Source organism: Micromonospora sp. NPDC047812 (assembly GCF_040704175.1).
GTDB lineage: Bacteria > Actinomycetota > Actinomycetes > Mycobacteriales > Micromonosporaceae > Micromonospora.
The window spans coordinates 33,708-48,285 of record NZ_JBEYRY010000005.1; the positions used below are offsets into that span (position 1 = coordinate 33,708).

Annotated in this window: 12 protein-coding genes; 8 read left to right on the plus strand and 4 right to left on the minus strand. The window is 73.9% G+C overall.

From position 1 onward, the window contains the following. Window positions 1–2: 2 nt before the first annotated feature. A complete protein-coding gene (locus tag AB0883_RS20045) occupies window positions 3–797 on the minus strand; it encodes a hypothetical protein (RefSeq protein ID WP_132238744.1) in 795 nt (264 codons plus the stop codon). A gap of 214 nt (window positions 798–1,011) precedes the next feature. On the opposite strand from AB0883_RS20045, the gene AB0883_RS20050 reads away from it, so the two are divergent. Beyond that, complete coding sequence (locus AB0883_RS20050; RefSeq protein WP_366642690.1) at window positions 1,012–1,821, plus strand: DUF3097 domain-containing protein; 810 nt, start codon at window positions 1,012–1,014, stop codon at window positions 1,819–1,821. A gap of 161 nt (window positions 1,822–1,982) precedes the next feature. On the opposite strand, the gene AB0883_RS20055 is transcribed toward AB0883_RS20050, so the two are convergent. Then, a complete protein-coding gene (locus tag AB0883_RS20055) occupies window positions 1,983–3,299 on the minus strand; it encodes a serine hydrolase domain-containing protein (RefSeq protein ID WP_366642691.1) in 1,317 nt (438 codons plus the stop codon). 111 nt (window positions 3,300–3,410) lie between these two features. Between AB0883_RS20055 and AB0883_RS20060 the strand changes: the two genes are divergently transcribed. The 5 genes from AB0883_RS20060 to AB0883_RS20080 all read left to right on the plus strand — a co-directional run bounded on the left by AB0883_RS20060 (window position 3,411) and on the right by AB0883_RS20080 (window position 9,089). Beyond that, the gene (locus tag AB0883_RS20060) at window positions 3,411–3,884 is read left to right on the plus strand and encodes an NfeD family protein (protein ID WP_366642692.1); all 474 of its coding nucleotides are present in this window, start codon (window positions 3,411–3,413) and stop codon (window positions 3,882–3,884) included. A 4-nt stretch (window positions 3,885–3,888) separates the two neighbouring features. Then, window positions 3,889–4,995 carry an SPFH domain-containing protein gene (locus AB0883_RS20065; RefSeq protein ID WP_366642693.1) on the plus strand — a complete coding sequence of 369 codons (1,107 nt, stop codon included), beginning with the start codon at window positions 3,889–3,891 and terminating at the stop codon, window positions 4,993–4,995. A 148-nt stretch (window positions 4,996–5,143) separates the two neighbouring features. Next, window positions 5,144–5,938 (plus strand): hypothetical protein, encoded by a 795-nt coding sequence (locus tag AB0883_RS20070; RefSeq protein ID WP_366642694.1) that lies wholly within the window; start codon window positions 5,144–5,146, stop codon window positions 5,936–5,938. Window positions 5,939–6,171: 233 nt separating this feature from the next. Beyond that, window positions 6,172–8,388, plus strand: coding sequence for a transglycosylase domain-containing protein (locus AB0883_RS20075; protein WP_366642695.1), 2,217 nt, complete (start codon window positions 6,172–6,174; stop codon window positions 8,386–8,388). A gap of 137 nt (window positions 8,389–8,525) precedes the next feature. After that, on the plus strand, window positions 8,526–9,089 hold the full coding sequence (locus AB0883_RS20080) for a dihydrofolate reductase family protein (protein ID WP_366642696.1): 564 nt from the start codon (window positions 8,526–8,528) through the stop codon (window positions 9,087–9,089). 17 nt (window positions 9,090–9,106) lie between these two features. Here the strand turns inward: AB0883_RS20080 and AB0883_RS20085 are convergent, their stop codons facing one another. Beyond that, window positions 9,107–10,978 (minus strand): thiamine pyrophosphate-requiring protein, encoded by a 1,872-nt coding sequence (locus AB0883_RS20085; protein ID WP_366643007.1) that lies wholly within the window; start codon window positions 10,976–10,978, stop codon window positions 9,107–9,109. A 143-nt stretch (window positions 10,979–11,121) separates the two neighbouring features. On the opposite strand from AB0883_RS20085, the gene AB0883_RS20090 reads away from it, so the two are divergent. Further along, on the plus strand, window positions 11,122–11,931 hold the full coding sequence (locus tag AB0883_RS20090) for an RNA methyltransferase (protein ID WP_366642697.1): 810 nt from the start codon (window positions 11,122–11,124) through the stop codon (window positions 11,929–11,931). A 73-nt stretch (window positions 11,932–12,004) separates the two neighbouring features. Beyond that, entirely contained in the window at window positions 12,005–13,456 is a 1,452-nt protein-coding gene (gene argG / locus AB0883_RS20095) for an argininosuccinate synthase (protein WP_366642698.1), read from the plus strand. Window positions 13,457–13,556: 100 nt separating this feature from the next. On the opposite strand, the gene AB0883_RS20100 is transcribed toward argG, so the two are convergent. Further along, window positions 13,557–14,555 (minus strand): NADP-dependent oxidoreductase, encoded by a 999-nt coding sequence (locus AB0883_RS20100; RefSeq protein WP_366642699.1) that lies wholly within the window; start codon window positions 14,553–14,555, stop codon window positions 13,557–13,559. Between the last annotated feature and the right edge of the window lie 23 nt (window positions 14,556–14,578).

Here is a 14,578-nt window from a genome sequence, read left to right on the forward strand (position 1 = left end):
GCTCAGGGCCGCAGCGGGGCGTTGCAGGCGGCCACCAGCGCCTGCCGGCAGGCGGTGGTCAGCGGGCGCAGCGCGGCGTCGCGCTGCTGGGCCTCGTAGTTGTTGATCGCGCCGCCCGGCGCGGCGTGCCCGGCCAGCGCGAGCACCCGGTCGAGCACGGCGGCCCGGGCGAAGAGCCGCCGGGCGCGCGGGTCGAAACCGGGCGGCAGGTCGGTGGCGCCGTCCGGCCGGCGCAGCGCCTCCAGTGCCCCGGCCAGCTCGGGTCGCCACTGGGCGACGTCCAACCGGGTCAGCGCGGCGGTCGTGTCGGCCAGGGCCACCGCCAGCTCGGCCTCGGCCTCGGCCGCGCCGGGCAACGCGAGGGAGGCGGCCGGGGCGTCGGCCGGCAGCGGGTAGACCCGCCAGAGCACCGTCTCGAAGGTGTCGCCGGAGCCGGACGTGTGCGTGCGCACGTGCGGGATCAGCCCGAGACCCCCGGCGACGACCGCCTCACCGGCGACCAGCGCCGCGCCGGCGAAGTCGCCCGGCCCGGGCAGCCCGCGCGGATCACCGGGTGCGGGCAGCACGAGCCGGATCTCGTCGGGCGAGAGCTTCGCGAGGGTGGGCAGCGCCTGGGGCAGGGGGACGTCGGTCCAGGTGCCGGGCGCGTCGGCGACGAGGTGCTCCTCGTCGCCGGCGATGGCGTCGGCGACCTCGTCGAAGGGCACCAGCCCGGCACGCCACGCGCGTACCCAGGCAACGAACCGGCTCGACCGGCGCGGTGTGAGAGTGGCCGCGCCCGCTGCGGGGGTGGACATGCCGAAAGGGTACGTGGTCACCGCCGCCCCTGTCTCGACTGCCGCTCCGACTGTCCGCAGCCCCGTCGATCATGCAGTTGTGGCGGGCGGATCGTCGATCTCTGCCCTTTTTGCGGGGGACCACAGCTGCATGATCGCCGCGACGTGGGCGGGGAGGGGCGGGGTGGCGGCGTGTCGGGTGCGGGGGGCGGGGTGGGAGGTTAGCTTGATCGGCATGGGGCGGTACGCGGACGATGTGCTGGCGGGGGACTGGCGGCGGCGGAAGGTCACGCCCGAGGTGGACGCCGAGCCGGACCTCGTGGTCGAGGACGCCGACTCCGGCTTCTGCGGGGCGGTGGTCGGCTTCGAGGCCGGCGCGGTGGTGCTGGAGGACCGGCACGGACGCCGGCGCAACTTCCCGCTGCTGCCGGCGGCGTTCCTGCTCGACGGCCGGCCCGTGACGCTGCGCCGGCCGACCCGCGCCCCGGTGCCGGCCGCCCGCCGCCGCACCGCCTCCGGCTCGATCGCCGTCGACGGCGTACGCGCCCAGGTCGCCAAGGCCAGCCGGATCTGGGTGGAGGGCATCCACGACGCCGCCCTGGTCGAGCGGATCTGGGGCGACGACCTGCGCATCGAGGGCGTGGTGGTGGAGCCGCTGGACGGCATCGACGCGCTCGACGCCGAGGTGCGCGACTTCGCACCGGGTCCCGGCCGGCGCCTCGGCGTGCTCGTCGACCACCTGGTCGCCGGCTCCAAGGAGAGCCGGATCGTTGCGAAGGTGACCTCCCCGCACGTGCTGGTCACCGGGCACCCGTACGTCGACGTGTGGCAGGCGGTGAAGCCGGCGGCGCTGGGCATCCCGGCGTGGCCCGTGGTGCCGCCGGGGCGGCCGTGGAAGGAGGGCGTCTGCGCCGCGCTCGGGGTCGCCGAGCCGGCGGACATGTGGCGACACATCCTGTCCCGGGTCGACAGTTTCGCCGACGTGGAGACCCCGCTGATCAACGCGATGGAACGACTGATCGACTTCGTCACCGAACCGGCCTGAGCGTCGTTTCCCGCAGCCGCAGCCGCAGCCGCAGCCGCAGCCGCAGCCGCAGCCGCAGCCGCAGCGCGGAGCGTGGCGAGCCGGAGCGCGGAGAGCCGGAGCCCGGCCCGCCCCGCCCCGCGTCAAGGGTCGTCGCCTGCCGCAGGGCGGAACGTGGACGGTCAGGGCTCCTGATCGGGGGTGCGGGTGAAGACGAAGGTGGCGATGTCGAGCGCCACCGCCCGCCCCGCATCGTCGCGCAGCACCGACAGGATCTCGCCGTTCTCCGGGCCGGAGCGACCCCGCCAGCGGTCGGGCCCTTCGGGGACGAACACGCTGACCCGCTCGCCGCGCACGTACGCGACCAGCTCACCCGCGGCCGCGTCCCAGGTGACGTCGAGCGACGCCCCCATCCACCACCACCGGCCGGTCACCTCGTCGACCTCGGCGGGCGGGGGAGCGGCGGCCGGCCGCCAGGGCTGCGGGAACACCGGCTCGGCGTCCAGCACGGTGGTGAGGACCCGGAGCGCGAGCCCGCCGATCCCGCCGGTGCGGAAGCCGTACGAGTTGGCGAAGCCGATCACGCCGGTGCGCGACGGGCGGTGCACCGCCAGGGCGGCCACGTAGCCGGGCATCGAGCCGCCGTGCCCGACGTACACCCGCTCGCCCTGCCGGTAGAGCTCCAGCCCGAGGCCGTGCCCGCCGGTCCACGAGTCGACGTCGCTGATCGACACCGGGACGCACATCTCGGTCAGCGTCTGCGCCGCCAGCACCTGCGGCGCCGGGTCGGCCAGGAAGGCCGCCCACCGGGCCAGGTCCTCGGCGGTGGACCAGAGCTGCCCGGCCGGGGCCATCGCCCCGGTGTCCGTACGCGGCTCCTCCCGCAGCGTGTCGTGCCAGGGGTGCACCACGTAGCCGCGGGCGAACGGCTCGGTCGCCGCGTACGTGGTGCGGCGCATGCCGAGCGGCTCCAGCACGCGCTGGCGCAGCAGCTCGGCCCAGGGGGTGCCGGTGATCCGTTCCAGCACGCCGCCGAGCAGCCCGTACGCCAGGTTGGAGTAGTGGTACGAGCGGTGCGGGGGATAGGCGATCTTCGCGGCGCTCACCCCGGCCAGCAGGGTGGTCAGGTCCCCGACCTCGGCGCGCTCCCACCACTGCCCGTCCGGCTCGCGGCGCAGGCCGCTGGCGTGGCCGAGCAGCTGCCGCAGCGTGCGCGTGCCCACACCGGTGCCGGGCAGGTGCTTCTCCAGCGGGTCGTCCAGGGCCAGCCGGCCGGCGTCGCGCTCCTGCAGGACCAGGGTGGCGGTCATGGTCTTGCTGATCGACCCGAGGCGGTACTGGAGGTCGGCGTCGGGTCGCGGGTGCTCGCCGGCGGTGGCGAGGTGGGTCAGCGCGCCGTCCCGCACCACGCCGATCAGCAGCGACGGCGTACGGCCGGCGGACTGGGCCCCGGCGACGAGGGCATCGACCTGGCGGGTGGTCTCGGGTAACAGGGACACGGGCTCTCCTCGGGGCATTCCGGTGCCGTCGGGGTGGGCCGCCGGCGTGCCGCCGAGCTTACTGATCTTCGACAGTGGGCTCCACGTGCTTCGACGTGTCACGATCGGGTGGTGGACGCCGTGCTGTGGATCGTGCTGGGTGTCGTTCTGGCGGTCGCTGAGATCTTCACGACGACGCTGTTTCTGATCATGTTCGCGGTCGGGGCCCTGGCCGCCGCGGGAGCGGCGGCGCTCGGCGCCCCGGTCGGGGTGCAGGCGATCGTCTTCGCCGGCGTGTCGGCGCTGACGGTGCTGGGCGTGCGGCCCACGCTGCGCAGGCACCGCCGCTCCGCGCTCGAGAGCGGCGAGCTGCCCTTCGGCGTGGAGGCGATCGAGGGCAGCACGGCGCTGGTGCTGGAGCAGGTCGACGCCGGGCAGGGCATGGTGAAGATCGACGGCGAGCTGTGGCAGGCCCGCTCCTACGACGCGAGCCAGCACTTCGCCCCCGGCGACCGGGTGCAGGTGATCCAGGTGCGGGGCGCCACCGCCCTGGTGTGGCGGGACGACGTTTCCCCTTCCGGCGAGCTACCCGAAGCGAAAAGGTGAGTACATGGAACTTGTGATCCCGGTCCTACTGATCGCCATCGCGCTGATCGGGGTGATCACCCTGGCCAAGGCGGTGCGGATCGTGCCGCAGCAGCGTCAGGACGTGGTCGAGCGGCTCGGCAGGTACAAGCGCACGCTCAACCCGGGGCTGAACATCCTGGTCCCGTTCGTCGACGCGGTGCGTACCAAGGTCGACATGCGCGAGCAGGTGGTCAGCTTCCCGCCGCAGCCGGTGATCACCTCCGACAACCTGGTCGTCTCGATCGACACGGTCCTCTACTTCAAGGTCGTCGACTCGGTCCGGGCCACGTACGAGATCTCCAACTTCCTCCAGGCCATCGAGCAGCTCACCGTCACCACGCTGCGTAACGTGATCGGCTCGCTGGACCTGGAGCGGGCGCTGACCAGCCGCGACCAGATCAACCGTCACCTGTCGGGCGTGTTGGACGAGACGACCGGCCGGTGGGGCATCAAGGTCACCCGGGTCGAACTCAAGGCGATCGAGCCGCCGGCGAGCATCCGCGACTCGATGGAGAAGCAGATGCGCGCCGAGCGGGACCGCCGGGCCGCGATCCTGAACGCCGAGGGGCACAAGCAGTCGCAGATCCTCACGGCCGAGGGTGAGAAGCAGTCCGCGGTGCTGCGCGCCGATGGTGACCGGCAGGCCCGCATCCTCCAGGCCGAGGGCCAGGCCAAGGCGATCAAGACGGTGTTCGACGCGATCCACCAGGCGAACCCGAGCCAGAAGGTGCTCGCCTACCAGTACCTCCAGGCCCTGCCGCAGATCGCCAACGGCACCGCGAACAAGGTCTGGATCGTGCCGGCCGAGCTGACCAAGGCGCTGGAGGGCATGGGCGGCGCGCTCGGCGGGCTGAGCCGGATGGTCGGCGACGAGCCGGCGCCGGAGGCGGCCGACGGCGCGAGCGAGGTGGAGCGCGAGGCGGCCGAGGCCGCGCAGGCCGCGGCGGCCGCCGCGCAGCAGATCCACGACGAGGTACGCGTCGCCGAGGCGCAGGCCACCGGCGGCCGGCCGCAGGGGCTGCCGGCGCCGGAGCCGGTCTCCCCGGCGAGCCTGCTGAACGACCCGGCCGACCAGCGCGAACGGGGCTGACCGGCCCCGGGCGCGATGGCCCGGAAATGCGAGAACCACTCATGGGGCGCTCCGTCGCCTGCCACCATCGGTCCTAGGACGGGCGGTGAGCAGGCATCGGGGCGCCCCGGCGCGTCCCGCACCGCTCGTCGGACGAGCGAGGTGACGCATGAAGGATCCGGCGAAGCGGGTACGGTCCTCGGCCCCGGTGCCCGGTGCCCACGATCCCGCCGGGCCGCTCGGCAGTCGGCGTACCGGCGGGGGGTTCGGGGTGCTGCCCTTCGTCGAGCCGACGCCGATCGGGCCGGCCACGAACGCCACCTGGGCCTGGTCGCTGCGCCGGCTCGCCCGGGGCGCGGTGTGGCTGCTCCCCGCGTACGCCATCCTCTACGCCGTCGTGGCGATGGGTAGCGACGGCGGGGTGGGCAACGACCCGTACCCGGCCGACGGCCGGCCCCTCTACCTGGTGGGCTGGGTGGCGGCGGTGTGGCTCGGGCTGCTCGCCCTGCTGGCGCTGACCGGGCTGCTGGCGGCGACCCGCAGCCGCCGGGCGGCCGTCGCCGGCCTGCTCGTCTCCATCGCGGGCACGGTGCTCATGCTTCCCTTCGCGGGGTTGGCGGAGCAGACCCCGGTCTTCGGCACCACCGCCCGGGCGCTCGTGCTGGTGGGCGCCACCTGCTACAGCCTGGGCTGGCTGCTGACCGGTTGGTCGGTGGCCCGGTCTGGCACGTTCAGCATCGGCGACGGCGCCATGCTGATGATCGCCGCCCCGCTGCTGGGCGTGGGCGGCGCGCTGATCGGCTCGTTGCAGACCTTCGGCGCGATCTTCGTGCTGATCTCCGGCATCGGCATCGGCTACCGCTCCGGCCGCCTGGTGCCCCGGGACATCGCCCGCGACGCCGCCAGCGCGAGCCTCGCCGCCGCCCCGGCCGCTCCCGGCCCGAACGGCCCGCTGCCCACCTGACCCGCCGCACCGCCTCCGCCGGCCATCGCCTCCGCCGGCCATCGGAACCGCCGGCCACCGGAACCGACGGCCACCGGAACCGGCGGGCGCCGCCGGGGCGGGCGGTACCCACGGGGCGGGCGGTGGCCGAGGGGGCGGGTGGATGGGAAGTCCCTGGTCGCGGGCGGTGAAATTGCTGACAACCGGGCTGCGGGGGTGGTCGGTTGGCCCCTTACGTGGCAATCCTGGGGACCATGGCCCCACCCCGCCCGCCGCTGTCGCGGCTGTTCACCGTGCTGCTCGCCGGCGTGCTCGCCGGCCTCGTGCTGGCGGTCGCCGCGCTACCGGGAAACCTGCTGCTCGGGTTCGCCGCCAAGGCCGCGGTCGGGTCGTACGCCGCGCTGCCCGAGGCGCTGCGCACCCCGGTCACGCCGCAACGCTCCTACCTCTACGCCAACGACGGCAAGACGCTGATCACCACGTTCTACGACGTCAACCGCACCGACGTGCCGCTCGACGAGATCGCCCCGGTGATGCGGCAGGCGATCGTGGCGGCCGAGGACCGGCGCTTCTACGACCACGGTGGCGCCGACCTGCGCGGGCTGCTGCGGGCCGTGGTGTCGAACGTCTCCGGCGGCGGCCAGCAGGGCGGCTCCACGCTGACCATGCAGTACGTCCGCAACGTGCTCAAGACCGACCCCGGCCGCACCGCCGAGGAGCGCGCCGCGGCCACCGAGCAGACCGTCGGGCGCAAGATCCAGGAGATCCGGTACGCCACGGCGCTGGAGCAGCGCCTGAGCAAGGACGAGATCCTGAACCGGTACCTGAACATCGCGTACTTCGGCTCCGGGGCGTACGGCATCGCCGCCGCCAGCCAGCGCTACTTCGCCAAGTCCCCGGCGGAGCTGACCCTCGGCGAGGCGGCCCTGCTCGCCGGCCTGGTGCAGTCGCCGGAGGCGTACAGCCCGATCGACGGTGACGCGGACGCCGCCCTGGAGCGCCGCGGCTACGTGCTGGACTCGATGGTCTCCACCGGCGCGATCGGCGCCGAGGAGGCCGCGCGGGCCAGGGCCGAGAAGCTGACGCTGCGCCCCACCGCCCAGCCCAACGGCTGCACCGCCGTCGCGCAGGGGCACGACGACTGGGGCTTCTTCTGCGACTACCTGCGGCAGTGGTGGCTCGCGCAGCCCGAGTTCGGGGCCAGCGTCGAGGAGCGCGAGCAGGCGCTGCGCCGCGGCGGCTACACGGTGGTGACCTCGCTCGACCCGCGGATCCAGGCCACCGCGCAGAAGCAGGCCACCGGCGTCTACTCCTACGACAACAAGCGCGCCCTGCCGATCGCCGCCGTCGAACCGGGCACCGGCCGGGTGCTGGCGATGGCGGTCAACCGGCACTACAGCCTCGACGCCAACCCGGCCGGGCAGGCCAACCGCCCCAACACCGTCAACCCGCTGATCTCCGGCGGCGACAGCGTGGACGGCTACCAGGCCGGCTCGACGTTCAAGCTCTTCACCATGCTCGCCGCGCTGGAGGCCGGCAAGCCGCTCGCCACCGGCTTCGACGCGCCCAGCCGGCTGCCCACCCGGTACGCCGCCGAGGGCGAGGGCAGCTGCGACGGCCGGTGGTGCCCGGCCAACGCCAACCCGGAGTGGATGGACGGCTACCGGATGATGTGGGACGGCTTCGGCCGCTCGGTGAACACCTACTTCGTCTGGCTGGCCGAACAGGTCGGGCAGGAGAAGGTGGTCGAGATGGCGAAGCGCCTCGGCATCACCTTCCGGGCCGACGCCGACGCCACCTTCGCCGAGAACGACGCCGCCGACTGGGGCTCGTTCACCCTCGGTGTGACCGCCACCACCCCGCTCGACCTTGCCAACGCGTACGCCACGGTGGCCGCCGAGGGCACGTACTGCGCGCCGCTGCCGGTGGTCTCGGTGACCGCCGCCGACGGCCAGCGGGTGCCGGTCGGCGACCCGTCCTGCCGCCGGGTGCTCGACGCCGACGTGGCCCGGGCCGCCACCGACGCGGCCCGCTGCCCGGTCGGCCAGCAGTCCGCGTCCGGGCAGTGCAACGGGGGCACGGCCACCTCGGTGAACCGGATCCTCGACGGCCGGCCGGTGGCCGGCAAGACCGGTAGCTCGGAGAAGAACGCCACCGAGACCTTCGTCGGCTTCACCCCGCAGGTGGCGGTCGCCGGGATCGCCGCCAACCCGGACGACCCGACCGACTCGGTGGGCGCGGCGGTGCAGGCGAGGGTGATCGACGCGGTCGCCCGGGTCATCGGCACGGCCGTCGCCGAGGAGCCGGAGAAGGCCTTCGCCGCCCCGAGCCGAGAGCTGGTCGGCGACCCGCGCCGCCCGGTGGAGCGTCCGCCGGTCGAACAGCGCCGCCCGCCCGAGGAGCGGCGGCCGTCGCCCGCGGACGACCAGCGCCTGTCCGACCTGCGCCGCTGGCTGGAGCGCCGCGGCTGACCGCGCGCTGTCGAGCTGCCCCACCCTTGGGACCGCCCGGGAAGAAGTCGTCCCGGGCTGTCGGATCCGGCGACGCCGCTCCGACCACTTGGCGAGAACGCCCGCGAGGGGCGACCGAGGCCAGGAGGAGCAGCGGCATGCGGAAGATCATCTACGGGGTGCACCAGTCGCTCGACGGGTTCATCGAGGGGCCGAACGGCGAGTTCGACTGGCCGGAGATGGGGCCGGAGCTGTCCGCGTACTCGCTGGCGCAGTGCGACCGGGCCGGTGCGTTCCTCTACGGTCGCCGGGTCTGGGAGTTCATGGCCGCCTACTGGCCGCAGGCCGAGTCGATCTCCGATCACCCGCACGACCTCGCGTTCGCGCCCATCTGGCGGCGTACGCCGAAGGTGGTGGTCTCGCGCACCCTCACCGCCGCCGAGCACGGCGCGCAGGTGGTCGGCGGCGGTGACCTCGGCAAGGAGGTCACCGCGCTCAAGGAGCAGCCGGGCGGCGACCTGCTGCTCAACGGCGGTGCCGGGGCCGCCGGCGCGCTGACCGACCTCGGCCTGGTCGACGAGTACCAGATCTTCGTCCACCCTGTGATGCTCGGCGGCGGCAAGCCGGTCTTCTCGGTCCCGGGGCGGATCAAACTGCACCTGGTGGAGTCGCGGACCTTCGACGGCAGGTCGGTGCTGCTGCGCTACCGCCGTGCGGACTGAGCCCCGGGGGACGTGGCTCAGCCCCGGCCGCGCCCCGGCCGGAGGGTGGCGACCGCCGTAGGCAGGCCCCGCCGGATGATGCCCGCCCAGTCGGTGTCGCCGCGCAGCACGGCGGCGGCGGTGTTGCGGGCCTGCTCGGCGGTGAAGTGCGGCGGCAGCATCAGCTCGGCCGGGTCGACCAGCGCGTTGACGACCACTGGCCGGTCCGCGCTCAGCGCCCGCTCCCAGACGCCCGGCACCTGCTCCGGCGCGTCGACCAGCTCGCCGTGCAGGCCCAGCACCTCCGCCCAGCGGTGGTAGCCGATGTCGGGCAGTTGCTGGCTGTCCGGGAACATCGGCGTGCCCTCGCTGGAGCGCTGCTCCCAGCTGACGAAGGCCAGGTCCCGGTTGTTGAGCACGAGCACCACGAAGCGGGGGTCCGACCAGCTCCGCCAGTACTTGGCCACCGTGATCAGCTCGTTGACCCCGTTCATCTGCATCGCGCCGTCGCCGATCAGAGCCACCAGCGGGCGGTCCGGGTGGGCGAACTTGGCGGCCAGCGCGTACGGCATCGCGCCGCCCATCGAGAGCAGGGTGCCGGAGAGGCTGGCCAGCATGCCGGGGCGGACCTGGAGGTGCCGGGCGTACCAGGCGGTCGTGGTGCCGCAGTCGACCGAGATCATCACGTCGTCGGGGAGCCGGTCGCTGAGCGTGGCGAAGAGCAGCTGCGGGTTGACCGGATCGGCGGCCTGCCCGGCCAGTTCCCGCTGCGTGCGGCGCCAGGCGGTGGTGGCCTTTCCGATCGTCGCCCGCCAGCGGGTCGGTCCCGGCCCGGGGCCGAGCTCGCGCAGCAGGGCCCGCAGGGTGAGGGCGGCGTCCCCGGTCAGGTTCACCTCGGTCGGGTACCGCAGCCCCAACTGCGTGCCGTCCCGGTCGATCTGCACCGCCCGGGCCTGCCCCTGCGGCGGGTAGAACTCCGAGTACGGCATGTTGCTGCCGACGATGAGCAGCCGGTCGCACTCGTTCATCAGCTGCCAGCTGGGTCGGGTGCCGAGCAGGCCGATCGCGCCGGTCACCCACGGCTCCCGGTGGTCCACCGCGGCGAACCCGAGCAGCGCCGCCGCCACCCCCGCGCCGAGCCGGTCGGCGACCGCGCGGACCTCGTCCACCGCGCCGAGCGCGCCCTGCCCCACCAGCATGGCGACCCGCTCGCCGCCGCCCAGCACCTCGGCGGCCCGGCGTAGGTCCGCCTCCGGCGGCGCGGTCGGTCCGGTGCCGGGCACGTCGCTGGTGCGGTAGAAGCCGTGCGCGTGCGGTGGCTCCGGCACGGCCGGCGCGTCCTGGATGTCGGACGGCAGCACCAGCGCGGTGACCGTGCGCCGGGCCAGCGCCGTGCGGCAGGCCCGGTCGACCAGGTGGCGGACCTGGCTGGGGTGGTCGAGCTGGGCCAGGAAGGCGGCCGCGACGTCCTTGTAGAGGGCGAGCAGGTCCACCTCCTGGTAGTAGCCGCCGCCCTCGGCGGTGAGCGCGGTGTGGCCGACCAGGGCGACCACCGGCTGGTGGTCCAGCTTGGCGTCGTACAGGCCGTTGAGCAGGTGGATCGCGCCGGGGCCGCTGGTCACCAGCGCGCAGCCGAGCGGCCCGCCGCCGTACTTGACGTGCGCCGAGGCCGCGAAGCCGGCGGTCTCCTCGTGCCGGACCTGGACGAACTGCGCCCGCTCCCCGGTGCGTTGCAGCGCCGAGGTCAGGCCGTTGATGCCGTCGCCGGGATAGCCGAAGTAGCGGCGGACGCCCCAGCCGGCCAACCGGTGCACGATGTGGTCCGCGACGGTGGCGTCGCGGGGCAGGGGGCCCAGGTCGACGCGCCATCCGTCCGGGTGGTCGGTGCGGGCCGGCCCCGGCGTGCCCATGGGACGTGCGTTCACCTGACTGTCCTTCCGTCGGTCCGCCGCTCCGGCCCGCCATTCCCGGTCCTACCCGGACAAAACGCCACGGGTTGCTCCGCCGTCGGGCGGCCCGGGGCGGCGGCGGCGCGTCCGGCAGAATCGGGCGGGTGCCCATCCACCCGATCACCGACCCCGACGACGACCGGATCGCCGACTACCGCGCGCTGACCGACGTCGAGCTGCGTACCCGCTGGGAACCGCCGCACGGCCTGTTCATCGCCGAGGGCGAGCTGGTGCTGCGCCGGGCGCTGCGCGCCGGCTACCCGGCCCGGTCGTACCTGGTGGACGCCAAGCGGGTCGACCAGCTCGCCGACCTGGACACCGGCGACGCCCCCGTCTACGCCGCCACCCAGGACGTGCTGCAACGGGCCACGGGGTTCCACGTGCACCGGGGCGTGCTGGCGTCGTTCCGGCGCAAGCCGCTGCCGACCGCCGCCGAGGTGCTGGCCGCCGCGCGCCGGGTGGTGATCCTCGAGGACGTGAACAACCACACGAACCTGGGGGCCATCTTCCGGGCGGTGGCCGCGCTCGGCGTGGACGCCGTGCTGCTCTCGCCGACCTGCGCCGACCCGCTGTACCGGCGCAGCGTCCGGGTCAGCATGGGCGAGGTCTTCGCGATCCCGTACGCGAAGCTGGACCCCTGGCCGGACGCGCTCGGCGACGTCCGCGCGGCCGGCTTCACCGTGCTGGCGATGACCCCTGCGCCGGACGCGGTGCCGATCCAGCGGCTCGACGCGGCGCAGCGGGCCCGCGCGGCGCTGCTCATGGGGGCCGAGGGCGCCGGCCTGACCCGGGCGGCGATGGACGCCAGCGACGTCCGCGTGGTGATCCCGATGCGCCGGGGCGTCGACTCGCTCAACGTCGCGGCGGCCACCGCCGTGGCCTGCTGGGAGCTGGGCCGCGACGACCCGGCCTAGGTGTCCTGCCCGGGAAGGTGGTGACGGCGGGTTCCATTTGCATGGCCATGCGGTCAGGTGCATAATCTTCCCCGTGTCCAAGGTTCTCACCTCCCTGCCCATCGGCGAACGTGTCGGCATCGCCTTCTCCGGCGGCCTCGACACCTCGGTCGCGGTCGCGTGGATGCGCGACAAGGGCGCCGTCCCCTGCGCCTACACCGCCGACATCGGCCAGTACGACGAGCCGGACATCGCCTCGGTGCCCGGTCGCGCGCTCAGCTACGGCGCCGAGGTCGCCCGGCTGGTCGACTGCCGCGCCGCCCTGGTCGAGGAGGGCCTGGCGGCGTTGACCTGCGGGGCCTTCCACATCCGCTCGGGCGGGCGGGCGTACTTCAACACCACCCCGCTGGGCCGGGCCGTGACGGGGACCCTGCTGGTCCGGGCGATGATCTCCGACGACGTCCAGATCTGGGGAGACGGCTCGACCTTCAAGGGCAACGACATCGAGCGGTTCTACCGGTACGGCCTGCTGGCCAACCCGCAGCTGCGCATCTACAAGCCGTGGCTCGACACCGACTTCGTCACCGAACTCGGTGGGCGCAAGGAGATGTCGGAGTGGCTGCTCGAACGCGGCCTGCCGTACCGGGACAGCACCGAGAAGGCGTACTCCACCGACGCCAACATCTGGGGCGCCACGCACGAGGCGAAGACCCTCGAGCACCTCGACACCGGCATCGAGACGGTCAGCCCGATCATGGGAGTCCGGTTCTGGGACCCGTCGGTGGAGATCCCGACCGAGGACGTCACGATCGGCTTCGACCAGGGCCGCCCGGTGACGATCAACGGCAAGGAGTTCGGCAGCCCTGTCGACCTGGTGCTGGAGGCGAACGCCATCGGCGGCCGGCACGGCCTGGGCATGTCGGACCAGATCGAGAACCGGATCATCGAGGCCAAGAGCCGGGGCATCTACGAGGCGCCCGGCATGGCGCTGCTGCACGCCGCGTACGAGCGGCTGGTCAACGCCATCCACAACGAGGACACCCTGGCGAACTACCACAGCGAGGGCCGCCGCCTCGGGCGCCTGATGTACGAGGGGCGCTGGCTGGACCCGCAGGCGCTGATGCTGCGCGAGTCGTTGCAGCGCTGGGTGGGCACGGCGGTCACCGGCGAGGTGACGTTGCGGCTGCGCCGGGGCGAGGACTACTCGATCCTGGACACCACCGGCCCGGCGTTCAGCTACCACCCCGACAAGCTGTCGATGGAGCGTACCGAGGACTCCGCATTCGGCCCGTCGGACCGGATCGGCCAGCTCACCATGCGCAACCTGGACATCGCCGACTCGCGGGCGAAGCTGGAGCAGTACGCGAACCTCGGCATGGTCGGCGGCGGGGCCCCGCAGCGGATGGTCGGCGCCGCGCAGGCGGCCTCGACCGGGCTGATCGGTGCGATGCCGCAGGGCGGCGCGGAAGCCATCGCCTCCCGGGGCGTCTCCTCCGCCGACGACGAGGCACTCGACCGCGCCGCGATGGAGTTCGGCGTCGACTGAGCGCCGCCTCTGGACATGATCGTCACGCGGCCCGGAAGTCCCTCACGTCGGGGGCTTCCGGGCCGCGTCGCTCAGGTAACTGTGGGCCGTTTGTCGCGTCCTATCCGACCTTGAGGGCCAGCTTCCCGACGTAGTGGTCGTCCAGGGCGCGGTGCGCGTCCCTGGCCCGCTCGAACGGGAATGTCCGGGCGACGTGGACCTCGAAGGAGCTCGCCTCGATGATCGCGTTCAGCCGGTCGGTGGCGATGCGGCTGCGATCCCCGTCGTAGTGGGACACCGTCGCCCCCGGCGACGCCACCGGCGTGGGCAGGACGCCGTTCGGCCAGGCGATCCGTCCCGACTCCCGGACCGCGCGGAGAGACCGTTCGGCGATCTCGCCTCCCACGGTGACCAGAGCGGCGTCGAGCCCGCCCGGCGCGAACTCGAACGCGGCGGCCAGCACGTCGTCTCTGCGGCCGTCAACGGCGTGATCGGCGCCCAGTCGCCGGGCCAGGGCGACACCGTCGGCGCCGGAGGCCACGGCCAGCACCCGGATGCCCCGGTGCCGCGCCAGCTGCACCGCCATGTGCCCGATGCCCCCGCTGGCGCCGAAGACCATGAGCGTCCCGCCCGGCCGCAGGTTGAGCAGGTCGAGGCCGCTCAGCGCGGTCAGGGCGTCCCAGGCCATCGCGCCGGCCTGTTCGGTCGGCATCCGGTCGGGTACGCGGGCCACGAACTCCGCCTCGACGACGGTGTACTCGGCGTAGCAGCCGCCCCGCGGCACCGGCATCGTCGCGGCGTAGACCCGCTCGCCCACCTCGAACCGGGTGACGTCGCGCCCGACGGCGGCCACCGTGCCCGCCGCGTCCCAGCCGAGGACGTACGGGAAGGTCGACGCGACGCCGAAGACGCCGTCGTAGTCCCCCTCCCGCTCACCCGCGTCCCAGGACCCGACCCCGGCGAACTCCACCCGGATGAGGACGTCGTCGTCGCCGACCCGGGGAAGCCGTATCCGGCGTGCCGTGAGTTCGTCGACGCCGCCGAACCGGTCGAGAACGACCGCGTTCATCCCCGGCGCCACGCTCGCGCCGCCCGCCCCGCGCTCGACTCTGCTCTCCATCGGCCCCCCTCGGTTACTTGAGT